The 25,520-nt window shown below is 69.9% G+C and carries 24 protein-coding genes; 17 read left to right on the plus strand and 7 right to left on the minus strand.

What is annotated here, in order from left to right:
- The first annotated feature begins 98 nt into the window (after nt 1-98).
- On the plus strand, nt 99-1,139 hold the full coding sequence (locus ACIBTM_RS32180; protein WP_395880911.1) for an LLM class flavin-dependent oxidoreductase: 1,041 nt from the start codon (nt 99-101) through the stop codon (nt 1,137-1,139).
- Nucleotides 1,136-1,795 (plus strand): 5,6-dimethylbenzimidazole synthase, encoded by a 660-nt coding sequence (gene bluB, locus ACIBTM_RS32185; RefSeq protein ID WP_395880912.1) that lies wholly within the window; start codon nt 1,136-1,138, stop codon nt 1,793-1,795. The genes ACIBTM_RS32180 and bluB overlap by 4 nt, the downstream gene beginning before the upstream one ends.
- A gap of 9 nt (nt 1,796-1,804) precedes the next feature.
- Here the strand turns inward: bluB and ACIBTM_RS32190 are convergent, their stop codons facing one another.
- Nucleotides 1,805-2,305, minus strand: a complete 501-nt coding sequence (locus ACIBTM_RS32190; protein ID WP_395880913.1) for a MarR family winged helix-turn-helix transcriptional regulator — start codon at nt 2,303-2,305, stop codon at nt 1,805-1,807.
- Between the two features lie 156 nt (nt 2,306-2,461).
- On the opposite strand from ACIBTM_RS32190, the gene ACIBTM_RS32195 reads away from it, so the two are divergent.
- Genes ACIBTM_RS32195 through ACIBTM_RS32235 form a run of 9 tightly spaced genes read left to right on the plus strand, consistent with a single transcriptional unit; the run spans nt 2,462 to nt 12,836 of the window.
- Nucleotides 2,462-3,508, plus strand: coding sequence for a leucyl aminopeptidase (locus tag ACIBTM_RS32195; RefSeq protein ID WP_395880914.1), 1,047 nt, complete (start codon nt 2,462-2,464; stop codon nt 3,506-3,508).
- Nucleotides 3,505-4,302 carry an aspartate/glutamate racemase family protein gene (locus ACIBTM_RS32200; protein ID WP_395880915.1) on the plus strand — a complete coding sequence of 266 codons (798 nt, stop codon included), beginning with the start codon at nt 3,505-3,507 and terminating at the stop codon, nt 4,300-4,302. The genes ACIBTM_RS32195 and ACIBTM_RS32200 overlap by 4 nt, the downstream gene beginning before the upstream one ends.
- Entirely contained in the window at nt 4,280-5,551 is a 1,272-nt protein-coding gene (locus tag ACIBTM_RS32205; RefSeq protein WP_395880916.1) for an FAD-dependent oxidoreductase, read from the plus strand. Before ACIBTM_RS32200 ends, ACIBTM_RS32205 begins: the two co-directional genes overlap by 23 nt.
- A gap of 34 nt (nt 5,552-5,585) precedes the next feature.
- Complete coding sequence (locus ACIBTM_RS32210; RefSeq protein WP_395880917.1) at nt 5,586-6,974, plus strand: MFS transporter; 1,389 nt, start codon at nt 5,586-5,588, stop codon at nt 6,972-6,974.
- Nucleotides 6,971-7,837, plus strand: a complete 867-nt coding sequence (locus tag ACIBTM_RS32215) for an FAD binding domain-containing protein (protein WP_395880918.1) — start codon at nt 6,971-6,973, stop codon at nt 7,835-7,837. The genes ACIBTM_RS32210 and ACIBTM_RS32215 overlap by 4 nt, the downstream gene beginning before the upstream one ends.
- Nucleotides 7,834-10,239: a xanthine dehydrogenase family protein molybdopterin-binding subunit gene (locus ACIBTM_RS32220; protein WP_395880919.1), complete on the plus strand. Its 2,406-nt coding sequence runs from the start codon at nt 7,834-7,836 to the stop codon at nt 10,237-10,239. The genes ACIBTM_RS32215 and ACIBTM_RS32220 overlap by 4 nt, the downstream gene beginning before the upstream one ends.
- Nucleotides 10,236-10,736: a (2Fe-2S)-binding protein gene (locus tag ACIBTM_RS32225; protein ID WP_395880920.1), complete on the plus strand. Its 501-nt coding sequence runs from the start codon at nt 10,236-10,238 to the stop codon at nt 10,734-10,736. Before ACIBTM_RS32220 ends, ACIBTM_RS32225 begins: the two co-directional genes overlap by 4 nt.
- A complete protein-coding gene (locus ACIBTM_RS32230) occupies nt 10,733-11,380 on the plus strand; it encodes an SRPBCC family protein (RefSeq protein ID WP_395880921.1) in 648 nt (215 codons plus the stop codon). The genes ACIBTM_RS32225 and ACIBTM_RS32230 overlap by 4 nt, the downstream gene beginning before the upstream one ends.
- A complete protein-coding gene (locus ACIBTM_RS32235; protein ID WP_395880922.1) occupies nt 11,367-12,836 on the plus strand; it encodes an isochorismatase family protein in 1,470 nt (489 codons plus the stop codon). Before ACIBTM_RS32230 ends, ACIBTM_RS32235 begins: the two co-directional genes overlap by 14 nt.
- 871 nt (nt 12,837-13,707) lie before the next feature.
- Here the strand turns inward: ACIBTM_RS32235 and ACIBTM_RS32240 are convergent.
- A complete protein-coding gene (locus ACIBTM_RS32240; protein ID WP_395880996.1) occupies nt 13,708-14,868 on the minus strand; it encodes a DUF222 domain-containing protein in 1,161 nt (386 codons plus the stop codon).
- Between the two features lie 412 nt (nt 14,869-15,280).
- Here ACIBTM_RS32240 and ACIBTM_RS32245 point away from each other — a divergent pair, with 412 nt between their 5' ends.
- Both ACIBTM_RS32245 and ACIBTM_RS32250 read left to right on the plus strand, forming a co-directional pair.
- A complete protein-coding gene (locus ACIBTM_RS32245) occupies nt 15,281-15,955 on the plus strand; it encodes a response regulator transcription factor (RefSeq protein ID WP_378378758.1) in 675 nt (224 codons plus the stop codon).
- Nucleotides 15,952-17,232, plus strand: a complete 1,281-nt coding sequence (locus ACIBTM_RS32250; protein ID WP_395880923.1) for a sensor histidine kinase — start codon at nt 15,952-15,954, stop codon at nt 17,230-17,232. Before ACIBTM_RS32245 ends, ACIBTM_RS32250 begins: the two co-directional genes overlap by 4 nt.
- Here ACIBTM_RS32250 and ACIBTM_RS32255 read toward each other — a convergent pair.
- Together ACIBTM_RS32255 and ACIBTM_RS32260 are read right to left on the minus strand one after the other, a co-directional pair.
- Nucleotides 17,213-18,466 (minus strand): DUF1501 domain-containing protein, encoded by a 1,254-nt coding sequence (locus ACIBTM_RS32255; RefSeq protein WP_395880924.1) that lies wholly within the window; start codon nt 18,464-18,466, stop codon nt 17,213-17,215. The genes ACIBTM_RS32250 and ACIBTM_RS32255 overlap by 20 nt on opposite strands.
- 10 nt (nt 18,467-18,476) lie before the next feature.
- The gene (locus ACIBTM_RS32260; RefSeq protein ID WP_395880925.1) at nt 18,477-19,691 is read right to left on the minus strand and encodes a DUF1800 family protein; all 1,215 of its coding nucleotides are present in this window, start codon (nt 19,689-19,691) and stop codon (nt 18,477-18,479) included.
- Nucleotides 19,692-19,885: 194 nt separating this feature from the next.
- Between ACIBTM_RS32260 and ACIBTM_RS32265 the strand changes: the two genes are divergently transcribed.
- The 3 genes from ACIBTM_RS32265 to ACIBTM_RS32275 are packed head-to-tail and all read left to right on the plus strand — an operon-like array spanning nt 19,886 to nt 21,908.
- Nucleotides 19,886-20,590: an ABC transporter ATP-binding protein gene (locus ACIBTM_RS32265; RefSeq protein WP_395880926.1), complete on the plus strand. Its 705-nt coding sequence runs from the start codon at nt 19,886-19,888 to the stop codon at nt 20,588-20,590.
- Nucleotides 20,587-21,306: an ABC transporter permease gene (locus tag ACIBTM_RS32270; protein WP_395880927.1), complete on the plus strand. Its 720-nt coding sequence runs from the start codon at nt 20,587-20,589 to the stop codon at nt 21,304-21,306. Before ACIBTM_RS32265 ends, ACIBTM_RS32270 begins: the two co-directional genes overlap by 4 nt.
- Entirely contained in the window at nt 21,303-21,908 is a 606-nt protein-coding gene (locus ACIBTM_RS32275) for a hypothetical protein (RefSeq protein WP_395880928.1), read from the plus strand. The genes ACIBTM_RS32270 and ACIBTM_RS32275 overlap by 4 nt, the downstream gene beginning before the upstream one ends.
- Nucleotides 21,909-21,914: 6 nt before the next feature.
- Here ACIBTM_RS32275 and ACIBTM_RS32280 read toward each other — a convergent pair whose 3' ends face one another.
- Genes ACIBTM_RS32280 through ACIBTM_RS32290 form a run of 3 tightly spaced genes read right to left on the minus strand, consistent with a single transcriptional unit; the run spans nt 21,915 to nt 24,187 of the window.
- A complete protein-coding gene (locus ACIBTM_RS32280; protein ID WP_395880929.1) occupies nt 21,915-22,592 on the minus strand; it encodes a response regulator in 678 nt (225 codons plus the stop codon).
- A complete protein-coding gene (locus tag ACIBTM_RS32285; protein WP_395880930.1) occupies nt 22,589-23,449 on the minus strand; it encodes a sensor histidine kinase in 861 nt (286 codons plus the stop codon). The genes ACIBTM_RS32280 and ACIBTM_RS32285 overlap by 4 nt, the downstream gene beginning before the upstream one ends.
- Nucleotides 23,450-23,476: 27 nt before the next feature.
- Nucleotides 23,477-24,187 (minus strand): TSUP family transporter, encoded by a 711-nt coding sequence (locus ACIBTM_RS32290; protein ID WP_395880931.1) that lies wholly within the window; start codon nt 24,185-24,187, stop codon nt 23,477-23,479.
- Between the two features lie 192 nt (nt 24,188-24,379).
- Here ACIBTM_RS32290 and ald point away from each other — a divergent pair, with 192 nt between their 5' ends.
- Nucleotides 24,380-25,495, plus strand: coding sequence for an alanine dehydrogenase (gene ald, locus ACIBTM_RS32295; RefSeq protein WP_395880932.1), 1,116 nt, complete (start codon nt 24,380-24,382; stop codon nt 25,493-25,495).
- Nucleotides 25,496-25,520: the final 25 nt, after the last annotated feature.

Raw genomic sequence — 25,520 nt, forward strand, 5'->3', positions numbered from 1 at the left:
CAGGGTGGTCACCGCAACCACCGAGAAGAACGGCCACGGCCTGCCGCGAGCAGCGGACCCCGCGCGGGTGCCGTCGGCCCTCACCTGGAGCCACCGTCATGACGATCCCGTTGTCCGTACTCGATCTCGCCGTCCTCGGCACCGAGTCCACCAGCGCCGGCGTACTGGCCGAGACCACCGCTCTCGCGCGGTGCGCCGACGAGTTGGGCTACCGGCGTTTCTGGGTGGCCGAACACCACAACATGCGCAGTGTCGCGGCCACCTCGCCGCCGGTACTGATCGCCCATCTCGCCGCCGTCACCCGGCGGATCAGGGTCGGTTCGGGTGGCGTGATGCTGCCCAACCACTCCCCGCTCGTGGTCGCCGAGCAGTTCGCCATGCTCGAAGCCTTGTACCCCGGCCGGATCGATCTGGGCATCGGCCGCGCGCCGGGCACCGACCCGGCCACGGCGGCCGCGTTACGGCGACCGGACGACGCCGATTTCCCCCGACAGGTGCGGGACGTGCTCGGCCTGCTCGGCGATCCGCGGTCGCGCGAGGGGATCTGGGACCACTTCGCGGCGACTCCGGTGCCGACCAGCATGCCTGGTGTCGTCTTGCTCGGTTCGGGGGAGCGCGGGGCGCGGCTGGCGGGCGAACTCGGCGTCCCGTTCGCGTTCGCGCACCACCTCCGCACGTCCGGTGGCTCCTTCGAATCGCTGCGGGTGTACCGCGACTCCTTCGTCCCGTCCGCCGTGCTGCCGGAGCCGTATGTCCTCGTTTCGGTCAACGTCCTCGTGGCGGACACCGACGCCGAGGCGGACCGGCTCGCCGATCCGCACCGGCTCCGGATGCTGGAGATGCTGGCCGGCGTGCAGCCGTTGCTGCTGCGGTCGCCGGACTCGGCCGCCACGCACCCGCATCTCGGCAAGGCCCGCCGTCTTCCGCTGACCCTGATCGCCGGCGCGCCCGCCACCGCCGCCGCGGGGCTGGCGGAACTGGCGGACGCGACCGGGGCCGACGAATTCGTCGTGGCCCCGGTGGCCCGCGGCGAGGCGGCCGTCCGGAGCCTCGGCCTGCTCTCCGGCGCTCAGTCCGTGGGCGCGAGCCGAGCGCGGACGAGCTCCGCGGACGCCGGTCGGGCACGATCAGGCTCATGACGCGAGACGCAGACGACCGTTCGCTGTACGAGACGATCCACCGACGCCGGGACACCAGGGGCGAATTCACCGGAGAGCCGATTCCGGCGGAGGTACTGCGTCGCGTGTTGAGCGCGGCGCACGCCGCACCCAGCGTGGGCCTGTCTCAGCCATGGGATTTCGTCGTCGTGTCCGATATGGACCTTCGGAAGAAGTTCCGTGAGCACGTGCTGGCCGAACGTGAAGTGTTCGAGGGCGGGCTGGCTGCCGAGAGGGCCCGCGTCTTCGCGCCGATCAAGATCGAGGGGATCGTGACGTCTTCCCTGGGAATCGTGGTCGGCTACGACCCGTCACGCGGCGCGCCGGATGTCCTGGGGCGGCACGCGATCGCCGACGCCGGCCTGTACTCGGTGTGCCTGGCCATTCAGAACCTCTGGCTGGCGGCGACGGCCGAAGGGCTCGGCGTCGGATGGGTCAGCTTCTACCGCGAAGAGTATTTGCGCGAATTGGTGGGGTTGCCCGGACATGTGCGTCCGGTGGCGTGGCTGTGCGTCGGCCCGGTGCGAGACCTGCCGACGGTGCCCGATCTGGAACGACACGGCTGGCGGGAACGGCTTCCGCTCGACGCGGTGCTGCACTTCGAGCAGTACTCGAAGGGGCAGGTGGGCGGTCCGTGAAAGAGGTTTTCAGCGCAGCTTGTCGACCTCGGCGATCCGCTCCCAGCGGGCGCCGAGCGCGTTGAGCAGCGCGGCCATGTCGATGTCGTCGTCACCGTCGAGGAGTGCCTTGTCCAGCCGCCGGGCGCGGCGGTTCACCTGGCTCAAGACCGATTTGCCCTCGTCGGTGAGCGAAAGCAGTTTGCGCCGCGCGTCGTGCGGGGATTCGACGCGCCGGATGAGACCTCGCCGCTCCAGCCTGCGGCACAGGTCGGCCATCGTCGAGGTGTCGAGGGCGACCGCGCCCGCCAGCGAGCTCTGGTCGCTTCCGGGATAGGCGCGGACCGCGGACAGGACCGCGAACTGCGGACCGGTCAGTACCGGATCCACGTGACGGTTCCACGCGGCGAGATACGCCTGGTACAACCGGCGGGCGCCGTAGCCGGGGGCCGCCAGCAGGTCGGAGGGCGGCGCTGGAGTGACGGCCGGCGTGTCGTCCCTGCGCCTGCTCGTACGCGCCGATTCACCCATCGCTGCTCCTTGTCGGCTCCAACCCGCTGTCCGGGCCCCCGAGGTGATCCTACGTGTCCGGACGGTCGCTCACGGGCAAGCCGCCGAGATCTGTCCGCCGTCACCTCTTGCGTATCCGGATAGTACGTGCTCGGATTAATGTGGAGGTGGTCGACGATGGACCGGAACCTGTTCAACGACATCTGTTTGCGCCAGCTGACGTTCTCGGGGGTGCACGAGGGCGAGACCGTGGTGGTGCTGACCCGCGGCGGCGAGCGGGCGGAGTACGCCGACGCCTTCTTGTGGGCCGCCCAGCAGCTGGGTGCCTCGGCCTACCACATGCGGCTGCCCTCGCCGGTCAGCGCGGCGGGCGCGTGGGCGGTGGGCGACTCGGGGCTCGGGAACATCCCGTTGGCGGTCGAGGCGCTCAAGAGCGTCGACATGGTGGTCGACTGCACGTTCCTGTTGTTCAGCAAGGAACAGTTCGCCATCCAGGACGCGGGGACCCGGATCCTCACCGCCGTCGAACCGCCCGAGCTGCTGGCCCGGCTCATGCCGACGAAGGAACTGCGCGAGCGGGTGGAGATCGGCGCGGAGCTCCTGGCCAAGGCCGGCACGATGCGCATCACCAGCCCGGCGGGTACCGATGTCACGTACCAGCTCGGCGTGTATCCGACGTTGTCCGAGTACGGCTACACCGACACCCCGGGCCGCTGGGACCACTGGCCGGCGGCGTTCGTGTTCACCGGCGGCGCCGACGACGGCGTCGACGGGAAGATCGTGCTGTCGCCGGGCGACGTGCTGCTGCCGTTCAACACCTATGTGCAGACCCCGGTCGAGATCACCATCGAGCAGGGCTTCATCCAGGACATCCGCGGCGGCGCCGGATCGTCCGGACTGGACGCGGATCTGCTGCGCTCCTACATCGAAAGTTTCGAGGATCCTCGCGGCTACGGCATGAGCCACGTGGGCTGGGGGCTCGACGAGCGCGCGCACTGGCACGGCCTCACCCAGTTCCCCGGCGGGATGGGCATGGAACTGCGGAGCTTCTACGGCAACGTCATGTTCTCCATCGGCCCCAACAACGAGCTCGGCGGCCCGAACGACACGCCTTGCCACTTCGACATCCCGATGCGCGGTAATTCCCTTTACCTGGACGACGAACTGATCGTCGACAACGGTGAGCTGACCGTCGCCGAGATGCGTCCGGCGGGCCGTCGATGAGCGACCACCACATCGGGATGATCGTCCCCAGCTCGAACCTCACGATGGAGACCGAGCTGCCGCGGATGCTGCGCGCCAGGGAGGAGGCGGAACCGGGCGACCGGTTCGTCTTCCATTCCGCGCGGGCCCGGATGCGGCACGTCGAACCCGAACAGCTGCGCGCGATGAACGCCCAGGCCGGCCGCGCGGCGGCCGAACTCGCCGACGCCAAACCCGACGTCGTCGCCACCGCGTGCCTCGTGGCGATCATGGCGCAGGGACCTGGTTACCACTGCACCGCCGAGGACGACATCACGCGTGTGCTGCGTGAAGAGGGCTGCGAGTCGCCGGTCGTCTCCAGTGCCGGTGCGCTGCTGTCCGGGCTCGGTGCGCTCGGCGCCCGCAAGGTCGCGATCATCACGCCGTACATGAAGCCGTTGACCAAGGCTGTGGCGGATTACATCGAGGATGCCGGTTTCGAGGTCGCCGACGCCCTTTCCTTGGAGGTGCCGGACAACCTCGCCGTGGCGCGGCTGGATCCCGCCGGGTTGCGAGAGCACCATCGCAGGCTGAATCTGTCCGATGTGGACACTTTGGTGCTGTCCGCCTGTGTGCAGATGCCGTCGCTGCCCGCGATCCAGCCGGTGGAGGACGAGATCGGGATCCCGGTCCTGTCGGCGGCGACGGCCACGACGTTCCGGATCCTGACGGAACTCGGGGTCGAGCCCACGGTGCCCGGCGCCGGGAGGTTGCTCAGTGGCGCGGAAGCGTTGACGAAGACGGGAGGCGGGCATGGCCGCGAGTCAGTCGTTTGAGGTCGTTGTCGTCGGTGGCGGGCTCGGTGGGCTCTGCGCGGCGTTGTCCTTGCGGCAGCGGGGTTTGCGCGTCACCGTGGTCGAGGCCGCGCCACAGCTCGGCGAGATCGGCGCGGGGATCCAGACCGCGCCGAACGCCAGCCGGATCCTCATCGGGCTGGGGCTGCGTGCCCGGCTCGAACGCGTGCGGACGGAGCCGCAGGATCAGGTGCGCCGTCGCTGGGCCGACGGGAGCATCATCGCCCAGCTGGAGCTGGGCAGGCGGGTGACCGACCAGTACGGCGCGCCCTACTGGCACTACCACCGGGCCGACCTGCACGGAGTCCTGCTCGACGCCTGCCTGGATCCCGACGGGACCGGTCCGGTGGTGCGGGTGGCGACCGGCGCACGGGTGGTCGACCTCGACCGCACGGTGCCGGACCGGCCGGCCGTGGTCACCGCCGACGGACGCCGGTTCACCGGTGACGTCGTGATCGGGGCGGACGGCATCCGGTCTTCGGTGCGCGATCTCGCCGGCTTCGACGACACCCTCGCGTTCTCCGGTGAGATGGCGTACCGGGCGCTGATCTCCGGCGACCTGATCGCGCAGGACCCGGCCACGCGCTTCCTGTCGGACCGGTACCACTCCACGATCTGGTACGGCCCCAACAAACACCTGGTGCACTACATGATCCGCGGTGGGGAGTACCTCAACGTGGTCGCGATCGTGCCGTGCACCGAAACGGTGGCCGAGGACTGGAGCGGCCCGGCCACCGCCGCCGAACTCGCCGCGGAGTACCACGACTGGGACGATCGGGTACCGACGATGCTGGCCAAGGCGAAGGACGAGGACGTCTCAGTGTGGGCGATGTACCGCCGTCGCCGCGACCCGGTCTGGGTCGACGGACGGGTCGCCCTGCTCGGCGACGCGTGCCACGCCATGCTGCCGTACCAGGCACAGGGCGCGTCACAGGCGATGGAAGACGCCGCGGTGCTGGCCGAGGAGCTGGGCCGCGTCACCCGCGACGGGATCGACGGGGCCCTGGTCCGCTACGTGGACCGGCGCGCCAAGCACGCGGGCATGGTCCAGGACGCGTCGTTGCAGAACATGGACTTCTACCATCTGCCCGACGGCTCCGAGCAGCGCGAACGGGACGAGAAGCTGCGCCGGTTCGACGGCGAATCCGACGTGTCCTACGACTGGCTGTGGAACGGCAGCCCGCTCACCGACCCCGACACCGAGTCCATCCACTACCAGTTCGCCCGCTGAGGCGCGCTGGCCGGCAATCGCAACGGAGTGGTTCATGCGTACTGGTGATCAGATCGTCCAGGACCTGCCCTGGCGTTGGAGCGTGCAGGGAAAGATCTTCCTCATCGGCGGGCTGGGCTACATGTTCGATGCCTGGGACGTCGCGCTGAACGGATTCCTCACCCCGCTGGTCGGGACGGAATTCGGCTTGTCCGCCGGCGGGAAGGGGCTGGTGGCCACCGCGAACCTGATCGGCATGGCCGTGGGCGCGGTCGCCTGGGGCACGGTCGCGGACCGGATCGGCCGGAAGCGGGCGTTCAGCATCACGCTGCTGCTGTTCGCGCTGTTCTCCGTGCTGGGCGCGCTCGCGCCGAACGTGGAGATGTTCCTCGCCCTGCGTTTCCTGGCGGGGATCGGACTGGGCGGCTGCATCCCGGTCGACTACGCGATCGTCAGCGAGTTCTCCCCGCGCAAGCATCGGGGCCGGGTCCTGTCCGCCATGGACGGCTGGTGGCCGATCGGGACCACGCTGGCCGCCGTCAGCGCGACGCTGCTGCTTCCGGTACAGGGGAACTGGCGCTGGATGCTGGTGCTGATGATCCTGCCCGCGCTGCTGCTGTTCTGGGTGCGGCGTGGTGTCCCGGAATCGCCGCTGTACCTGGTACGCAAGGGCCGCGAGGCGGAAGCGCGGGCCGTGATCGACGATCTCGTGCGCCGCACGGGAGCGACACCCGAGCCCTACTCGGTCCCGCCGGCGGTGGTCGAGGACACCCGCGGTGGCGCGGTCGCGGCCGCGTTCGATCAGCTGCGCCGGGTGTGGGCGTTCAACCCGAAGATCACGGCGGTGGCGTGGTCGCTGTTCATCAGCGTCATGCTGGTCTACTACGCCGCGCTCAGCTGGATGCCGTCCATCCTGCGGGCGCAGGGATTCGGCGAGATCGCCGCCTTCGCGTCGACCGCGCTCATGAACGCGACCGGCATCGTCGGTGTCGCGCTGGCCGTGCTCCTGGTCGACAAGGTCGGCCGCAAGCGGATCATCATGGTCGCCGGTCCGCTCACCGCGCTGTCGCTCGTGGTGTTCTCCCTGCTGCTCGACTCGCCTGCCGCGGCGGTCGTGGCGATCGGCGCGTTCGGCCTGTTCGCGCTGGTGGTCATCCCGGTGATGTACGCCTACGTCTCCGAGCTCTACCCGACCGAACTCCGGGCCTCGGGTTTCGGCTGGGCGTCGTCGTCGAGCCGGGCGATCACCGGCTTCGCGCCGCTGCTGTTCGGGAGCGTGCTGTGGCCGGTGCTCGGGCTGCCGCTCACCTTCACCGTGCTGGGTGTCCTCGTGGTGGCCGCGGTCCTGTTCATGATGGTGGGCGCGCCGGAGACCCGCGGCCGCGAACTCGACCGGATCGTCGAGCCGGTCGAGGCACCTGCCGAGACCAGGACGGCTCTGTGAAGCCCGCCGCGTTCCGGTACCACCGGGCCCACGACGTCACCGACGCCGTCGGCCTGCTCGGCGAGCTCGCCACGGCGGGCGAGGATCCGAAACTCATCGCCGGCGGGCAGAGCCTGATGCCGATGATGAACTTCCGGCTCGCCCGCCCGACGGCGCTGGTGGATCTGGGACCGCTGCGCCGGGACCCGGCGCTGAACTCCTTCCGGCGTGACGGTTCCAGTCTCACGATCGGCGCGATGGTCACCCACCGGACGGTGGAGGTCTCCGAGCTGGGGCCGGATTTCGACGTGCTCTCCCGCGCGATGCGGTGGGTGGGGCATCTGCCGATCCGGTCCCGCGGCACGGTGGCGGGCAGCATCGTCCACGGTGACGCGACCGCGGAATGGTGCCTGCTCGCCCTGCTGCTCGACGCGGTGATCGTCGCCGAAGGCCCGCGCGGCCCCAGGGAGATCCCGGCCGCGGAGATGTTCCACGGCTTCTACACCACGGCCGTCGAACCGGACGAGGTCGTGACGGCGGTGCGCTTCACCCGGCCGTCGCCCAGGGCCGCGCTGGCCGAATTCGCCCGCCGCCACGGCGATTTCGCGATCGTCGACGCCGCGGTGAGCATCGACGCGGAGCACGGGGGCCGGGTCGTGCTCGGCGGCGTGGCCCCGGCGCCCGTCCGGGTGCCCGAGGCCGAGGCACTGCTCGACGGCGGTGCTCCCGGTCCGGAGCTGTTCGCCGCGTGCGGGGCGGCCGCGGCGGCGGCGATCGATCCGCCCGACGACGCGGCGGGCAGCGCGGCCTACCGCCGCCGGCTGGCGCGAACGGTCGTCACCCAGGCGCTGCACGAGGCCTGGGAGAAAGGAGAAACGCGATGACCGCTCGGTTCGACGGGCGCCACGGCCGCTGGGTCGGGGCGTCGGTGCCCCGGCGCGAGGATCCTCGTCTGCTCACCGGCCGCGGCCGGTTCGTCGACGACATCCAGCTGCCCGGCATGCTGCACGCGGCCTTCGTCCGTTCGCCGGTCGCGCACGGAAAGCTCGCCGGGATCGACCTGTCGGCCACTTTGGCGGTCGAAGGAGTCGTCGCGGCCTTCACGGCGGCCGACCTGGAGCTGGGTGACATCGTCGCCTTGCTCGACCGTCCGCCCGAGGAGTTCTCGCCGACCGCCATGCCGATCCTCGCCAGGGAGAAGGTGCGGTTCACCGGCGAACCGGTGGCGCTGGTCATCGCCCGCGATCCGTACTGCGCCGAGGACGGTGTCGAGGCCGCGGTGGTGGACTACGAGCCGCTCGGGGCGATCGTGTCGGAAGAGTCGGCGTTCGCCGATGGCGCGCCGCTCGTGCACGACGAGGCGCCGGGCAACGTGCTGGTCGACGTGTCGATGTTCGACACGCCCGGTGTCGACGCGGCGTTCGAAGCGGCTCGCGCGGGCGGCGGCCGGGTGGTCGAGGTCGTCACGAAGAGCGGTCGGCAGAACGCGCTCCCGCTCGAAACACGGGGAGTGGTCGCCTCCTGGGACGACCACGACGACCAGCTGCTCGTCCAGATGTGCACGCAGGTGCCGCATCAGGTGCGCACGGCGATGGCCCGTTCGCTGCGGGTCCCCGAACGCACCGTGCGGGTCACCGTCCCGGACATGGGCGGCGGCTTCGGCCAGAAATGCGTCGTCGGCCGCGAGGAGATCGCGGTCGCGGCGGCGGCCAGGCGGCTGAACCGGCCGGTGAAATGGATCGAAGACCGGCGCGAGGCGCTCACGGCCGGATTCCTTGCCAGGGAACAGCGTTACCGCACGCTGGCGGCGTTCGACGAGGACGGGCGGATCACCGCGCTGGACGTCGACGTCGTCTGCGACATGGGCGCCTACTCCTGCTACCCGTTCACGGCGGGCATCGAGCCGCTGATGGCGTCGGCCGAGATGCCCAGCGTGTACCAGGTGCCCGAGTACCGCGTCCGTGCCCGCGCCATCGCGAGCAACAAAGCGCCGACGGCGCCCTATCGCGGAGTCAGCCGTCCGCAGTACGTGATGGCGATCGAACGGATCATGGAACGCGCCGCCAGGGAACTCGGCCTCGATCCGGTCGAGATCCGGCGGCGGAACGTGATAACGCAGTTCCCGTACACCGGCGTCAACGCCATCACCTACGACCCCGGCACCTACCGTGAATCGCTCGAACTCGCCGAGGCGGCGATCCGTGACGAGGGGTGGTACGAGATCCGGGACCGCGCCGCCGCCGAGGGCAGGCATATCGGCATCGGCTACTGCTGTTTCTCCGAGCGGACCGGATACGGCTCGGGCGCCTTCGCCAAACGGAAGATGGCCGTGGTCCCCGGTTTCGACATCTCCGAGATCCGGATGGACACCACCGGCTCCGTCGTCGTCACCAGCGGCACCATGAACCACGGCCAGTCGCATGAGACGACGCTGGCGCAGATCGTGGCCGACCGGCTCGGGCTGCACCTCGACCAGGTCAAACTGCGCCAGGGCGATACCGAGCGCATCGCCTACGGATGGGGGACGTTCGCTTCCCGCTCGGTGACGATCGGTGGCTCGGCGGTGTCCCTCGCGGCCGGGAAGCTCGGCGAGCTGCTGTGCAAGATCGCCGCGCACCTGCTGGAGACGAGTCCTGACAACGTCCGCCTCGACGGTGACGGCGGTGTCGTCCAGATCGACGATTCCACCCGGCGCGCGTCGTTCGAGGAGATCGCCGACGTGGCGTACCTGCGCAGTCACCTGCTGCCCAAGGACGTCGAGCCGACGCTGACGGCCACGGCGAGCTTCGACGTGCCCGGCGACGGCACCTTCTCGAACGCCACGCACGCCGTGGTCGTCGAAGCCGATCCGGGCACCGGCCAGATCAAGATCCTGCGCTACGCCTGTGTGGAGGACTGCGGGGTGGTGATCCACCCGCAGGTCGTCGACGGCCAGTGCCGCGGCGGGATCGCGCAGGGCATCGCCGGCGCGCTGTTCGAGGAGGTCACCTACGCGGGCAACGGGGAACCGTCGGCCGCCAGCTTCATCGACTATCTGGTCCCGACCGCGACGGAGATCCCCGACATCACCGTCACCCATCTCGAAACCCCTTGCGCGTTCACGGAAAACGGTGCGAAGGGGGCAGGGGAGGGCGGCACCATCGGCGCGCCGGCCGCGGTGCTGAACGCGATCAACGACGCGTTGCGCCATACGGGAGTCGAACTCGACGTGACCCCGGTGCATCCGCAGACCGTGCTCGCCGCGCTCGACGCGGGGGTCCACAAGGAAATGAGCGTTCCGTCATGAGCGACCGGCACCTGATCGTCCTGAACGTCAACGGCGAGACGCACGAGGCCCTCGTCGAGCCGCGCAAGACCCTGCTAGACGTCCTGCGCCACGACCTCGGGCTCACCGGCACCCACGTCGGCTGCGAGCACGGGGTGTGCGGCGCCTGCACCGTCCTCGTCGACGGCGAACCGGTGCGGGCGTGCCTGATGTTCGCCGTGCAGGCCGAGACGGCCGAGATCCGCACGGTCGAATCACTGGGGCGCGACGGCGAACTTTCCGATCTGCAGCGGTCTTTCAGCGAGCACCACGGCCTGCAATGCGGGTTCTGCACGCCCGGATTCCTGATGCTGGCCGAAGGATTCCTCGCCCAGCGGCCGGACGCCGGCCGCGAGGAGATCCGCGAGGCCGTCTCGGCGAACCTGTGCCGCTGCACCGGTTACCAGACGATCGTGGACGCGATCGAGGCGACCGCGACCCGTCGATGTCACGCCCAGGAGAAGGAGGCGACAGCGTGATCCTGGAAAACCAGCTGTCCGTACCGGCCGGACCCGACGAGGTCTTCGCCTTGATCAACGACGTCGAGCGGGTGGCGGGCTGCCTGCCGGGCGCGACCCTCGACGGACGGCAGGACGACGCCTATCTCGGCCGCGTCAAGGTCAAGGTCGGCCCGATCACCGCCGCCTACTCGGGCACGGTGCGCTTCACCGACGTCACCGCGGCCGACCGCAGCCTGCGGCTGGTGGCCAGGGGAGCGGACGCCCACGGCAACGGAGACGCCGAGGCCGACGTGACGCTGACCGTGCGCGAAGCACCCGGCGGTGCCACCATCGAGCTGCGCACCGATCTGTCGATCCGCGGCAAACTCGCCCAGTTCGGCAAGGGGGCGATCGGCGCCGTCTCCACCCGCCTGCTCGACCAGTTCGCCCGCAATCTCGCGGACCAGTTGCGAGCCGGGCCCGTCGCGGCCGCCAGCGGGGTTCCCGCTGTGACACCGGTTCCGGAGGCCGTCGACGGTCTCGCCATGGTCCTTCCCGATGGCGTCAAGCGTTACGGCGTGATCGCGGCGGCCGCGGCGCTCGGGCTGTTCCAGGGCTGGCTGCTGGGCCGGATCCGCACCCAGGACAAACTGATCAAGGAGTTGCAGCGTGCCCGTCGATGAAAGTCTCGACAGCGTGTACGACCGAGCCGGTTTCGGCGCGAGCGTGCCCCGCGGGTCGCGTCCGGCCCTGGTCGTGGTCGACCTGACCCGAGGGTTCACCGAAACCGGCTTTCCGTCCGGAGCCGATCTCACCGCCGAGGTGACCGCGACCGCCGCCCTCGTCGCCGAAGCCCGGCGACAGAACGTGCCGGTGATCTACACCGCGATCAGCTACACGCCCGCCGAGGCGGACGGGGACGCCGTGGCGTGGCTTCGGAAAGCGCCCGGCATGAGGGCGCTGCGCGAAGGAAGCGAAGCTGTCGCCCTCGACCCCAGGCTCGAACAGCGAGAGGGCGACCATCTCATCCTGAAGAAGGGCGCGTCGGCGTTCCACGGGACTTCGCTGGCCGCGCTCCTCACGAGTCTGGGCACGGACACCGTTGTCGTTTGCGGCGCGACCACCTCGGGATGTGTCCGGGCGACCGCCGTCGACGCCGTCCAGTCCGGTTTCGACACCCTCGTCGTCCGGGAAGCCTGTGGTGATCGGGCGCAGGGACCACACGATGCCGCTTTGTTCGACCTGCAAGCGAAATACGCGGACGTCGTCGGCCTCGACGAAGGCCTGGCGTATCTCGCGGAGCTGGATCGCCGCACGCTCGGCCGGCCCGCCTTGGCGGATCTCGGTGACGTTCCGGCGACCGGCCGCTGGGTGACGTCGGGTTCGGTCCGGCTCCACGTGCTCGACTACGGGCCCGCCGATGGTGTCCCGGTGATCGTGCTGCCGGGGATCACCAGCCCGGCGGTCACGATGGACTTCGTGGCACGGGAACTCACCGACCTGGTGCGCCCGCTCGTGCTCGACGTGCGCGGCCGCGGGCTGTCCGACGACGGCGCGGGTTACGACCTGGCGAGCTACGCCGCGGACGTCGACGCGGTCGTGGACGGACTCGGGCTGCGCGATCCGATCCTGTTCGGACACTCCATGGGGGCGCGGATCGCGGCCCGTGCCGCCACCACCCGGACGCTTCGGGGCACGGTGCTGGCAGACCCGCCGCTGAGCGGTCCCGGGCGGGCACCGTATCCGACCACGCTCGACGCCTTCCTCGGGCAACTCGACCAGGCCCGCCGGGGGACCGACGCCGACGAGGTCGCCCGATCCTGGCCGCGATGGCCGCGCCGGGAACAGGAATTGCGCGCCCGCTGGCTGTCTTCGTGTTCCCGCGACGCGATCGTCGCCACCCACGCCGGTTTCGAATCCGAAGACTTCTTCGACGACTGGCCGAAGGTGCCCGCTCCGACGTTCTTTCTTTACGGCGGCGCGAGTCCGGTCGTCACCGCCGCTGGTGCGGCCGAAGCGGCCGAGCGCAATCCGGCGGCCGAGTTCGTCGAGATCCCGGACGCGGGGCACATGATCTTCTGGGACGAGCCTGAGGCCGCTCTCGCCGCGCTGCGGGAGGCGTTGCGGAAGCTGGTGTAGCCCGGCTATCCGGAAATCGGACCCGGTGTCGACCTGAAGCTCACGACCATCCCGCAGGGCTTCACGCATATGTTCGTGGTCAAGACGCGGTACACCGCCGTCGACCTGCTTTTCGGCGTCGGTGCGGTCGGTGGGCTGACGCCTGCCTCGGCATCACCCGGCCTCAGCTCCACCGTCCTGCGGCGACAGGATCAGCGACGAACGCCTCTCACCTCCGCCCCGGATCCACAGCGCCTCACGGCGCGAACCGAACGTTTATCGTTTTTCGGCGGTGGGTTGGAGGTGTGGCGTTGTTGCGTCGGGATGGTTCGGTGGGCGTTTGTGTGGGTGTGGTCGTTTTTCGGCAGCGGGGGTTGAGGGTTCTCGGGTAGGGGGGAGGGGTGGTCGGGTTCGCCTGGTGCTGTGGTGTTGTGGTCGTTTTTCGGTAACCCGGCCGGTGGTGGTGGATGCGGTGTGGTCGTTTTTCGGCGATGGGGCCGGGTGTGGCGTTGTTGCGTCAGGACGGTTCGGCGGGCGCTCGTGTAGCCGTTTTTCGGCAGCGGGGGTCGAGGGTTCTCGGGTAGGGGGGAGGGGTGGTCGGGTTCGCCTGGTGCTGTGGTGTTGTGGTCGTTTTTCGGTAAGCCGGCCGGTGGTGGTGGATGCGGCGTGGTCGTTTTTCGGCGATGGGGCCGGGTGTGGCGTTGTTGCGTCAGGATGTTTCGGTGGGGGCTCGTATGGGTGTAGCCGTTTTTCGGCAGCGAGGGTCGAGGGGTTCTCGGGTGAGGCGAGCGGCGGTCGGGTTCGCCTGGTGCCGTGGTGTTGTGGTCGTATTTCGGCAACCGGTCCAGCGTCGATGGTGGACGCGGTGCTGTCGCCGTTTTTCGGCGACAGCTCAGAACGGTGGCGGTTCTTCGGCGCGGGGTTCGTGCAGTGGCGGAGGCGAACTGTCGTAACTCCGCCCCGTGGGCGTGGTGATGGTGAGGGTCCCATCCGATGCCAACCGGTAGTTCCAGCCGGGTTCGTCCTTCAGCCGGTGGTCACGGCGGCAGAGATCGACCAGCTCGGTATCGGCGGTATGGCCACCGTGTTGCCAGGGCAGTGAGTGGTCGAGGTCGCAGGCTTGGGCGACGCGGTGGCAGCCGGGTCTTCGGCATTCCCGGTCCCGCACCCGCACGAACTCGTCCAACCCCGCCGTCGGCCGGTACCGGTCCCGGCCTAGATCGAGGACTTGCCCGGAGAGTGGGTCGGTGATGATCCGCCGCAACACCGTATTCGAACCACCAGCGATGTGCCGGGCCAGCGACGCCGGAATATGCCCGTGCCCGGCCAACTCCGCCGGATCATCGTTCAACCCGAGATAAGTGTTGAGGTCCATGTAGAGAAACACCTCCGACCGTTCACTCTTCCCACCCTGGCCGCCGAGCAGAAGATCAAGCGCGACATCCGCCCGCAACTGATCCAGCGTGCGGGTCTCCCCACCAGCCCGCAACGCTCGTGCTTCGCGGTCGATGCGGGTGTAGGCGGCGGCGACTTTCTCCACCGGGCCATCTTCGACCTCGATCGAGGCCACCCCGGTCTCTCCCTGCCGGATCGACAGCCGACGTCCGGCGCGAGTGCGTTCAGTCCGCCGAGCCGCACCCTCACGATCGGCCATCATCGCCGCATGATTCGCCGCCTTCCGGATCTGATCCGAGTTCCGATCCGGCAACCGATCCTCCAGCACCGCGTCCACCGCGCGGGCGTCCTCGTCGGAGAGCCACGCGGTGGCCGCGGCGACCTTCATCGCCCCATAGCCACCCACTTTCCCCTGATCCAGCAACCCCAGTGTGCGGGGCAGGCGAGACACCAACGCCTGAGCCGTCGACACCAACCCAGCCGCGTGACCATCCACAACGGACAGTTCGAACGCGACCTCCTGCACCACACTGGCGGCATCGTCACGATGACGACCCAGCTGCCTCAACGCACGAAACCGGACCGCCTCCAGTCGCGCGATCCCCTCCGACGCCGCGACTGCCGCGGCGATAGCGTCCTTGTCCCCCAACGAATCCAGTGAAGCATTAACCTCCCTAAACGCATCCGACTCGGTGATTTCCTTCAACAGCGCCACAGTGGCGTTAAGAGTGTCCACACCCAGAACATACAACCGACCACCGACAGTTTCCGGAAACCGTTGCACGGCAACAAAATAGCCTCTCCGACAGTGGTCGAACCGGCCAGCCCGAGGGCGAGTTCGCAAGCATCGAGCATGGCCAGATTGACACCGACACCCAAGCGAAGAAATCGCCACCTGACACGTTTGCCTTACCTCGGCCACCTGGTCGACCCCGTCACGGTCGAAGACGACGTTCGCCGGTCCGACGATGACCCAAAGGCCGGCGATCCACCACGGATGCGGCTCGCCGTCTGCCTGAGGATCGGCTGAAGATCCATGCCGATTCCGCCCCGGCGGGGAGAATGGGCGCATGGAACCGGATCGGGTACTGCTCGTCGAGGACGCGGAGGCGATCCGCGCCGCGGTCGAGTCCGCACTGACCGGCGCCGGGCACCGGGTGCTCGGCCTGCCGGACGGCGACCGGCTGGAACGCTGCCTCGCCGAGTTCCGGCCCGATCTGGTGGTGCTGGACGTCATGCTGCCGGGGCGCGACGGTTTCGAGCTGCTCAAGGTGGTACGCCGGTCCACCACGGCCGGTGTGGTGCTGCTGACCGCCCGGGACGCCGTGGACGACCGGCTCCGCGGGTTCGGCGAGGGCGCGGACGACTACGTGACGAAGCCGTTCGTGCTGGCCGAACTCGTGGCCAGGGTGGAGGCGGTCCTGCGGCGCCTCGGCCGGACCCGTCCGGTCGTCGAGGTCGGAGACCTGCTGATCGACGTCGAGTCCGGGGTGGTGCGCCGGGCCGGGGTGCCGGTCGAGCTGACCGCGACCGAACTGAAGCTGCTCACCTTCCTCGCGAACCGCCGCGACCGCGTGGTCGGGAAGGCGCAGCTGCTCACCGGAGTCTGGGGTTACGACGACTACGCGGCGAACCTGGTCGAGGTCCACATCAGCGCCTTGCGCCGCAAGCTGGAAGCGAACGGTCCGCGGCTGCTGCACACTGTCCGCGGCCTCGGCTACGTCCTGCGTGACGGGGACGCATGAGCCGCCTCGGCACCGTGTCCCTGCGCCGCCGGGTGACCGTGACCGCGTCCCTGGTGCTCGGGGTGGTGCTGGTGACGTTGGGGTTCACCATCGCCGCCGTGTTCTCCGCACAGGGCGAGCGGAATCTGAACGCGTTGCTCGCGGGACGGGTGCAGCTGGCCCAGCAGCTGGCGAAGCAGAACGTCGCACCGGCGAACCTGGTGCGCCGGATCGACGCGCGCGGCGTGGTGGTGAGCCTGCGCCTGCCGTCGGGGGACACCATCGGTGCGCCGCCGGAGCGTTCCGGTGACCTGAAACGGGTCACCGCCGTGCTGTCGGGACCACCGCGGATCAACGGCGCCGAACTGGTGCTGACCGCCGACACCGCGTTGCTCGACGACGCCGAGCGCACCTTGGCCCGGGTACTGGTGATCGGCGGGCTGGTCGCGATCGTGGTGACGGCGTTCGCGCTGTTGCTCGGGATGCGGGTGGCGCTCCGGCCGCTGGATCGGATGACCGGGCTGGCGCGGTCGATCGCGTCGGGCAGCCGGGGTGGTCGCTTGTCGCCTTCGCGGACGGACACCGAACTGGGTCGGACGGCGGAGGCGTTCGACGAGATGCTGAATTCCCTGGAGGCGTCCGAAGAGCGGATGCGCACCTTCGTCGCGGACGCCGCGCACGAACTGCGCACGCCGATCGCCGGGGTGAACGCGGCCGCCGAGGCGGTGCTGGAACTGGGTCCCGACGCGCGGCCCGAACAGCGGGAACGGCTGGAACTGCTGCTGATCCGGGAGTCGCGGCGAGCCGGGCGGCTGGTCGAAGATCTGCTGGACCTCGCGCGGATCGACGCCGGTGTCCGGCTGGAGACGGAAACGGTGTGCTTGCGGGAACTCGCGCGAAACCAGGCGGAACGGCTGATGCTGCTGGCGCCGTCGCTGACGGTGGTGGTGTCCGGCCCGGAGACCCGGACCGTCGCCGACGAAACCCGGGTCACCCAGATCCTGGCGAACCTCGCGGACAACGCCAGGAACGCGGCGGGCGACACCGGCCGGGTCGAGTTCCATTGTGGACGGTCGGCGGCCGGTGTCTTCGTCGTGGTCGGCGACTCCGGGCCGGGCGTACCGGAAGCGGACCGGGAACGGATCTTCGGCAGGTTGGTGCGGCTGGACACCGCCCGGCGCCGTGATCGCGGTGGTTCGGGGCTGGGCTTGGCGATCGCCCGCGGCCTGGCCAGAGCCCACGGTGGGGAGCTGACCTGCGAGGCCGCGGGATTCCGGCTCACCCTGCCGTACGGATGAGGTTGTCCAGCCTGGTGGTGTGTCCCGGCAGGATCCGGCCCGGGTCGGCGCCGAGCACGTCGCCGAGCACGCTGGCGTAGACGTCCCGGAAATCGGTCGTCGCCTTGAGATCGTCGTTGTCGAGATCGGTCAGGCTCGGTTGTTCGCCGTGGAAACCGCCCTGGACGTGCTCGCCGAGCAGGAACATCGGACCCGCGGTGCCGTGGTCGGTCCCGTCGCTGGCGTTCGCGCGCACGCGCCGCCCGAATTCGGAGTACACCAGTACGGTGACCTGTTTGCCCCGGTCGCTGCCCTGCAACCGCCGCACGAACGGGGTCAGCGCGGCGTCGAGTTCGGTGAGCAGCCGTTGCTGCGTGCCACGCTCGTCGGAATGGGTGTCGAAGCCGCCGAGCGACACGGAGTACGCGCGAGTCGGCACACCGGCCTCGACCAATCCCGCCACGAGGTCGAGCTGGGCGGCGAGGCCCGAGCCGCCTCCCGCCGACGCTCCCTTCTGCCGCTGCTCGTCCTCATCGTCCTTTTCGGACGCGTCGTGCGCGGCACCGCCGAGGACGCGGACGGCGTTGTGCAGATCGCCGATCGAGCGAGCTGCCCTGGCACGCCAGGGATCCTCGCCGGGGACCGGAGTGCCGAGAGCGGCGAAGGCATCGCCCAGTTCGCCCTTCGGCAACACCAGACCGCTGACCGGCATCGACGCGGCCGCGGTGCTCTCCCCGGCCAGCAGCGGAGGAAGGACCGGCTCCACCGAGACCGCGCGCAGCGGATCCGCGCCGGAGGTGTCCAGCCAGCGGCCGAGCCAGCCGGTCGGCACCGAGGTGTCCGGGGAGGCGGTCTGCCAGATCGCCATCGACCGGAAATGGCTGTGGTCCGGCTTCGGATAGCCCACTCCGCGCACGACCGCCAGTTTTCGCTCGTCCCACAGGCCTTTCAGGCCCTTCATGCCGGGATTCAGCCCGAGCCCCTCGCCGAGGTCGAGCACATCCTCCGGCTGATAGGCCAGCTCGGGCCTGGCGTCCTGGTAGGCCTTGTCACCCGCCGGAATCACCGTGTTCAGCCCGTCGTTGCCGCCGTAGAGCGTTACGACCACCAGGACGCCAGCGTTCGGGTCCAGCGGGTTCTCGGCGGCCGCGGTCATCAGCGAGTCCCAGTCAGCCCTGGTCGCGCCGACGGCGAGCGCGCCGGCCGCGGTCACCCCGGTCAGGGTGAGGAAACTGCGCCGGGTCACGGTTTTCATGCTGTCCTCCTCATCCGCTCACCACGTACTCGGGCGCGCACGCGGCCACCGTGAGCAGTGTGCGAGGCTCCTTGGCCACGCCGTCGAGCGCTTTCCTGGTCCGGTCGGACCAGGTGTCGATCCCGAAGGTTTCCCGCAGCCGCCCCAGCGCGTCGTCCCGCGCTTTCTGGGCGACCAGCCGCGCGAGATTCAGCCGCGCGACCCCGGCCGACGTCGTCAGCCACGCCCCGCCGGCGGGCCAGCCGCCGACGCTCGGCGGCCGGAACGGCAGCTGTCCCATTCCGCGCAAGCCGTTGAGCAGCTTCTTCGGATCGAGATCGCTCGCCTTCAGTCCGGTCGCGCGCAGCAGTCCGACCAGCCATTCGACGGGCTGTTTGACGATCGCCGTGGCCGTGTCCCGGAAGGCCGGTTCCCCGGCGATGGCCCGGAGCGCGGCCTGGATGTCCCGGCCCGGCCCGTATGCGGCGATGACTCGCTGATGCACGTCCGGAGGCGGTGGCGTCGGTGAAACCAGGCGGAACCACAGCCGCCCGGTCACGAAGGCCGCCGATTCCGGCCGTTCCAGTACGAGGTCCACAAAGGACTCCGCGGTGAAGTCGGCGGTCCGGCCGAAGATCTGCTTCGGCCCGCGGTCCTGGCGCTGAGGTTTCAGCGCGGCCGCACCGGTTTTCCTGTCCAGCGTCCAGCCGGTGAGCGCGCGGGCCGACTCGCGCACGTCCTGTTCGGAGTAGTGCCCGACGCCGAGTGCGAACAGTTCGAGGAACTCCCTGGCCAGGTTCTCGTTCGGCGAACCGACCCGGTTGTCGTTGCCGTCGAGCCATTTCAGCATCGCCGGGTCCACCACCAGCGTCTTGGCCAGTCCGGTGAACGCGCCACGGCCGAGTCTGTGGAAGGTCTCGTTCTGCGCCAGCATCAGCGACGGCTCGCGGACCTTCTGCTCGCTGGTCGCGAAATGACCGTGCCAGAACCAGGTGAGGCGTTCGGCGTCGTCGGCGACCATGCGGTCCAGCCACCAGATCGTCAGCCGCTGCTCCTGCTCGGCTCTGGCCTGCTTCTCCGCCTTCTTGTCCTTGCGGTCGGGCAGCGCGGCCAGTCGCGGAGCCTGTCGTGCGCTCCCCGGCGAAAGAAGGTCGTCCAGCGCGGGGAGCGGCTCCCCTGGGTGGGGGCCGAATCCGAACCGATCGGCCAGCCGCCGGGCGGCGGCGCGGTCATCGAGAACAGCCATGGCCCGATTGTGGGCAGCGGCCCGTCGGGCCCGCCAGGAACACGGGCACATCTTCAGGTGACCCGAAGGTCGCGGCCGTAGGACCCAGGGCCCAGAAGCACCGGACAGGATCGGCCCCCGGTCCGACGCGAGCGGGTGTCCCGCCGGGATGGACTGACGAGCGACGTGTTCGCGCTCGACGGGAAGAAGACCTGATGCTCAAGTTCGACCGGCTCACCAAGCGACGAGGATCGGCGACGATCCTTTCCGACGTCAGTTTCGAAGCGCGCCCGGGCCGGGTGACCGGCTTCCTCGGGCCCAACGGTGCCGGGAAGTCGTCGACCCTGCGGATCCTGCTCGGACTGGACCGGCCGACGTCGGGAACCGCGCTGGTCGACGGCGTTCCGTTCGCCGGGCTGCGGGATCCCCTGCGCAAGGTCGGCGCCGTACTCGACGGCTCGGGGGCGCATCGCTCGCGCACCGGCAGGTCACATCTGAAGTGGGTCGCCGCGGCGGGCGGCATCCCGCGCGGCAGGGTGGACGAGGTCCTGGCGGAGGTCGGGCTGTCCGCCGCCGCGGGTAACCGCGTCCGCGGCTACTCGCTGGGGATGGGGCGAAGGCTGGCACTGGCGGCGGCGCTGCTCGGCGACCCCGAGGTACTGGTGCTCGACGAACCGGTCAACGGCCTCGATCCGGAAGGCATCCGCTGGATCCGCGGTTTTCTCCGCGAGCGGGCCGCGGCCGGGCGGACCGTCCTGCTTTCGAGCCATCTCATGGGAGAACTGTCGGAGACGGTCGACGACGTAGTGGTCATCAACGGCGGCAGGATCGTCGCGCGGGGAACGCTCACCGAAGTCGTCGGTGGGCACCGAAGCCTGGAGGATGCCTTCTTCGCGCTCACCACGGGGGTCGCGCGATGAGGGTCTATCAGGGAGAACTGCGCAAGCTCGTCTCGCTGCCGTCGGCCTGGGCCGCGATCGCGGTCGGCGTGCTGCTCCCGGCCGCCTTCACGTTCCTCAACGCGAAGGCGGCGGCCGGCCGCGGCGGCAACGTGGACATCGGCTTCCAGGAGCTCGCGTTCGGCGTGGTGGCCGCGATCATCCTGGGCGTCGTCGCGGTGAGCAGCGAATACACCACGGAGGGGGAGAACGCCGGTGGCGGACGCCAGATCACCACGAGCCTCACGGTCGTGCCGTCCAGGCAGCGATTGCTGAGCACGAAGCTGGCGGCGATGTGCACCGTGGTCGCCGTGCTGGCGGTGGGCTCCTCGGCCGTCACACTGATGACCGTCGAAGCGCTGCTGGGCGCGAGTGACCTCGCGCGCCTGCCCGGCGTCGTCCTCTACTGGCTGCTGACGGCCTTGCTCGCGTCCGGACTGACCTTGTTGACGCGCAACGGAATCCTGCCGCTCACCGTGCTCATCCTGAACACGTCGGTGGTCACGGTCACTTATCTGCTCACGAAACTCACGCCGCTGGCCGCGTTCTTCCCCGACCTGGCCGGGTTCCGGATGTTCATCAGGCGAGTGGATCTGCCCGTCCAGCTTTCGCCGGTCGCCGGTGGCCTGGTGATGACGGTCTGGGTCGCGGCACTGCTCGCCGTGGCGTCCCTGGTCTTCCGCGGGAGGGACGCGTGACGGGCGGCCGGGCGATCCGGGCCGAGATCCTCAAACTGCTCAGCCTGCCGGCGACGTATTTCACCCTGCTGGGCACCTTGGGCGTTTCAGTGGTCCTCGCGGCCGCGTTTTCGCGGCACGGCGTCTCCCTCGTCGGCTATGCCCAGGCGGGGTTCATCGTCCTCGGCGTCATCGCGGTGACGTCGGAGTACAGCGGCGGCCAGATCCACCGGACCCTGACCGCCATGCCACGCCGGATCACCCAGCAGCTGGCCAAAATGGCCGCTCTTCTGACCGTGGCACTCCCAGTGGCCATCATGACCGCGCTGGCCATCGGACCGTGGTCCGACGCGGTGGGAGCGAGTGCCTACCTCGCGCTCACCACGATCCTTTCCGCCGCCGTCGCGACGGTCCTGCGATGGAGTGTCCCGGCGGTGGCAGGGCTGCTCGGGTACTACTTCATCGCGGGCCCGCTTCTCCGGGATCGAGCCACGTTCGCCGCCTACCTGCCGGACGCCGCGAGCCATGACTTGCGCGCGCTCGGCGGCTCGGCTGTCGTGCTGGGCTGGGTGCTCGTCGCGGTGGCGATCTCCACGACGACGTTCCACCGGCGGGACGCGTGACCGCGCTCAGCTTCGCGGAACCACCAGTCCCTGGTCGTACGCCGTGATCACCAGCTGAGCGCGGTCGCGGGCCGAAAGCTTGCTCAGGAGCCGGCTGATATGCGTCTTGACCGTCTTGACGGAGATGGTCAGCGTCTCGGCGATCTCGGTGTTGGACAGCCCGCGGCCGACGAACGTGAGGATCTCGATCTCACGCTGGGTCAGCCCGGTCGCCGGGCGCGGGCCCTGGTGCGGCGGCGCCGTGACGTAGTGCGCTATCAGCCTGGTGAGGATGGCGGGCGCGAACAGGGATTCGCCGGCGTGCGTCCGGCGGACGGCGGCGATGAGCTCGTCCGGTTCGGTGTCCTTGAGCAGGAAACCGCTCGCTCCCGCGCGGAGCGCGCCGTAGACGTACTCGTCCAGCTCGAACATGCTCAGCACGAGGATCCTGGTCCCGGCCAGGCCGGGGCAGGCACTGATCTCCTTGGTGGCCACGATCCCGTCCCGGCCGGGCATACGGATGTCCATCAGCACGACGTCCGGGGCCAGCCGCCGCGCCATTTCCACCGCTTGCGTCCCGTCCTCGGCCTGTCCGACGACGACCATGTCCGGCGTGGCGCCGATGATGATCGCCAGGCTGTGCCGCAGCAGCCGCTGGTCGTCGGCGAGCAGGACCCGGATCGGTGGCTGTTCGGGTTCGGTCACCGGTGTGCTCCGTCCGGTAGTCGCGCGGTGAGCCGGAATCCGGTTCCGGCCGGTGCCGCGTGCAGGTCGCCGCCGAGCACCTCGGCGCGTTCTCGAAGCCCGGCCAGGCCGTGACCGGCACCGCGGGCGGGGGACCAGGCACTCCGCGGCCCTTCGTCCTCGACGGTCACGACGATCGTGTCGCCATCACGCCGCAGGCCGACGCGAGCGATCGTCGGTCCGGCGTACCGCGCGGTGTTCGAGACGGCTTCGCGGACGATTTCGCAGACTGTCGCTTGTACCCCAGGGGAAACGTCCCCGAGTTCGCCGACATTCAGTCGTGGTTCGAGGCCCAGCGGGCGGGCGGCCTCGACGATGGCGGGAAGATCCGACAGGTTCAGCACGGGCCGCAACGGCGCGCCGCGTTCGTCAGGGTCGCGCAGCACGGCCAGCATGCGCCGGAGTTCGGTGACCGCGTCCCGGCTCGTCCGCTCGATGTCGATGAGCGCCTGTTCGCGCTCCGCTTCCCGGACTTCTCCTTGGATCCGCCTCGCCGCGCCGGCTCGCAGCGTGATCACGCCGAGGCCGTGGGACACGATGTCGTGGAGTTCCCGGGCGATCCGGAGCCGCTCATGCTGCGTGGCATGCTCGGCCGCCCAGCCGGTGAGGCGTGCTTCGTAGTCGAGGCGCCGCTTGCGAGCGCGAACCAGTGTCCACGTCGTCACCGCGATGGCCGTGGCCACGACGAGAATCGGCACGACGACCGCGCCGGGCCCGTTCGCGCCGACGGCCAGCAGCGCGACCACGGCCACGACCAGCACCGCGGAGGCGACCAGCCACGCACGCGATCGCCATTCGGGGCGGTCCGGCGGTGTCATCACCGGTCATCGTATTACCGGCGGTTGTCAGGCGGCATGCGCCAGCGTCAGCGCACCACCCGCCGCCGAAAGCAGGAGAACGGACCAGCGGACGGACCGTTCGCCGATCCGGCGGCTCAGCGCCCGTCCCAGCAGATCGCCGGCGAGCGCGGCGACCGCGACCGCGAGGAGCACGCTTACGGGCACCTCCACCCAGCCGAGGCTGGGCAGCGCGACCAGGCCGAGCAGGAAGAAGTAGATCGACAGCGTCCCGCGCGTCTCGTCCGCGCCCCAGCCCGCGCTCGCCCCGTACACCGCCACGGCGGGACCGGAGAGCCCGGCGACGGAGTTCATCGCCGCGCTCAGCACGCCCGCGCCGACGGCGCCCGTCCTGCCCGCCAGCCGTCCGCTGGTGATGCCGCTCGCGAGCACGCCGACGGCGAGGACACAGCAGCCGCCCGCCGCGAGCAGCAGCGGACGTTCGGGAACGCCGCGGACGACGAACGCGACGATCGGGGTGAACACCACCGCGGGCACCGTCAGCCACCCGACCTGCGCCCACCGGATCGCCCGCCAATGGGTGATCGCGACCGCGAGATAGACCGGGAAGCCGAGCAGCAGGGTGAGCCGGACGGCGTCGAGCGGGCCCAGCGCCAGCGCCAGGAACGGTACGCACAGTAGGGAAAGCCCCATTCCGGAAAGGCGCTGGGCGACGACCCCGGCCGCCGCCGCCAGCGAGGTCATGGCCAGGGTGCCCACGAGTCCATTGTGGATTCTGTCCGGGAGTGGCGGTAGCCGTCGCCTGACGACGACGTCATAGCTCACCGCTATGACCAGGCCGGTGGTTCTCGCGAACTGGACCCCTCGAACGCGCGGGTTCTGGCACTTCTGGCCGTTCCAGCCGTGCCGCACGCTCAGCGTCATTGTCTTTGGAACAGACGGGAGCGTGAGATGAAGATCGGTGTCCCTCGTGAAGTCAAGAACCACGAGTACCGGGTCGCGGTGACGCCCGCGGGCGTGCACGAGTTCATTTCGGCCGGGCACGAGGTGTTCGTCGAGCGCGGAGCGGGAGAAGGGTCCTCCGTGCGCGACGAGGACTACGCCGCCGCCGGGGCGAAGGTGCTCGACAGCGCCGACGACGTCTGGGCGACCGGAGACCTCGTGCTCAAGGTCAAGGAGCCGATCGCCGAGGAGTACCACCGCCTGCGCCGCGATCAGCTGCTGTTCACCTACCTGCACCTCGCCGCGAGCGAGCCGTGCACGCGGGCGCTGCTGGACGCGGGCACGACGTCGGTGGCGTACGAGACGGTGCAACTGCCCAACGGGTCGCTGCCCCTGCTGTTTCCGATGAGCGAGGTCGCCGGACGACTGGCCCCGCAGGTCGGCGCGCAGACGCTCATGCGCGCCAACGGTGGGCGCGGGGTGCTCATCGGCGGCGTCTCCGGGGTGGCCCCGGCGCGGGTGGTCGTACTCGGCGCCGGTGTCGCGGGGATGAACGCGGTCGCCGGCGCGGCCGGGACCTGGGCCGACGTCGTCCTGTTCGACAAGAACGTCGACAAGCTCCGCGCCGCCGACCGGATGTACCAGGGCCGGATCCGCACCGCCGCGGCCAACGCGTACTCGATCGAAGAGGCCGTGCTCGAAGCCGACCTCGTGATCGGCGCGGTGCTCGTGCCCGGTGCCAAGGCGCCGAGCCTGGTCTCGAACGATCTCGTGTCGCGTATGAAGCCGGGCAGTGTGCTCGTCGACATCTCCGTCGACCAGGGCGGCTGCTTCGAGGACACGCGGCCGACGACGCACGCGGAGCCCACGTTCCAGGTGCACGGCTCGGTGTTCTACTGCGTCGCCAACATGCCCGGCGCCGTCCCGCACACCTCGACGTACGCGCTGACGAACGTCACGCTGCCCTACGCGTTGGAGCTGGCGAACCACGGTCTGTCCGGCGCCGTCGCGCGATGCCCGGAGCTGCGCGGCGGGGTCAGCACGGTGGACGGCAGGCTGACCTCCGCGCCGGTCGGCGAGGCGCTCGGAATCGGCTCCGTTTCGCTCGGCGACGTGCTCGGCTAGGTGGTGCGGGCCGGGATCTGGAGCT

The organism is Amycolatopsis sp. NPDC049868 (assembly GCF_044461365.1).
Classification (GTDB): domain Bacteria; phylum Actinomycetota; class Actinomycetes; order Mycobacteriales; family Pseudonocardiaceae; genus Amycolatopsis.

What these genes read in the sequence shown, in the direction of transcription:
- ACIBTM_RS32250 (WP_395880923.1), top strand. Translation starts at nt 15,952, where the DNA reads ATGAGCCGCCTCGGCACCGTGTCCCTGCGCCGCCGGGTGACCGTGACC.
- ACIBTM_RS32270 (WP_395880927.1), top strand. Translation starts at nt 20,587, where the DNA reads ATGAGGGTCTATCAGGGAGAACTGCGCAAGCTCGTCTCGCTGCCGTCG.
- ACIBTM_RS32265 (WP_395880926.1), top strand. Translation starts at nt 19,886, where the DNA reads ATGCTCAAGTTCGACCGGCTCACCAAGCGACGAGGATCGGCGACGATC.
- ACIBTM_RS32205 (WP_395880916.1), top strand. Translation starts at nt 4,280, where the DNA reads ATGGCCGCGAGTCAGTCGTTTGAGGTCGTTGTCGTCGGTGGCGGGCTC.
- bluB (WP_395880912.1), top strand. Translation starts at nt 1,136, where the DNA reads ATGACGCGAGACGCAGACGACCGTTCGCTGTACGAGACGATCCACCGA.
- ACIBTM_RS32225 (WP_395880920.1), top strand. Translation starts at nt 10,236, where the DNA reads ATGAGCGACCGGCACCTGATCGTCCTGAACGTCAACGGCGAGACGCAC.
- ACIBTM_RS32245 (WP_378378758.1), top strand. Translation starts at nt 15,281, where the DNA reads ATGGAACCGGATCGGGTACTGCTCGTCGAGGACGCGGAGGCGATCCGC.
- ACIBTM_RS32180 (WP_395880911.1), top strand. Translation starts at nt 99, where the DNA reads ATGACGATCCCGTTGTCCGTACTCGATCTCGCCGTCCTCGGCACCGAG.
- ACIBTM_RS32195 (WP_395880914.1), top strand. Translation starts at nt 2,462, where the DNA reads ATGGACCGGAACCTGTTCAACGACATCTGTTTGCGCCAGCTGACGTTC.
- ACIBTM_RS32255 (WP_395880924.1), bottom strand. Translation starts at nt 18,466, where the DNA reads ATGAAAACCGTGACCCGGCGCAGTTTCCTCACCCTGACCGGGGTGACC.
- ACIBTM_RS32200 (WP_395880915.1), top strand. Translation starts at nt 3,505, where the DNA reads ATGAGCGACCACCACATCGGGATGATCGTCCCCAGCTCGAACCTCACG.
- ACIBTM_RS32260 (WP_395880925.1), bottom strand. Translation starts at nt 19,691, where the DNA reads ATGGCTGTTCTCGATGACCGCGCCGCCGCCCGGCGGCTGGCCGATCGG.
- ACIBTM_RS32190 (WP_395880913.1), bottom strand. Translation starts at nt 2,305, where the DNA reads ATGGGTGAATCGGCGCGTACGAGCAGGCGCAGGGACGACACGCCGGCC.
- ACIBTM_RS32220 (WP_395880919.1), top strand. Translation starts at nt 7,834, where the DNA reads ATGACCGCTCGGTTCGACGGGCGCCACGGCCGCTGGGTCGGGGCGTCG.
- ald (WP_395880932.1), top strand. Translation starts at nt 24,380, where the DNA reads ATGAAGATCGGTGTCCCTCGTGAAGTCAAGAACCACGAGTACCGGGTC.
- ACIBTM_RS32210 (WP_395880917.1), top strand. Translation starts at nt 5,586, where the DNA reads ATGCGTACTGGTGATCAGATCGTCCAGGACCTGCCCTGGCGTTGGAGC.
- ACIBTM_RS32285 (WP_395880930.1), bottom strand. Translation starts at nt 23,449, where the DNA reads ATGACACCGCCGGACCGCCCCGAATGGCGATCGCGTGCGTGGCTGGTC.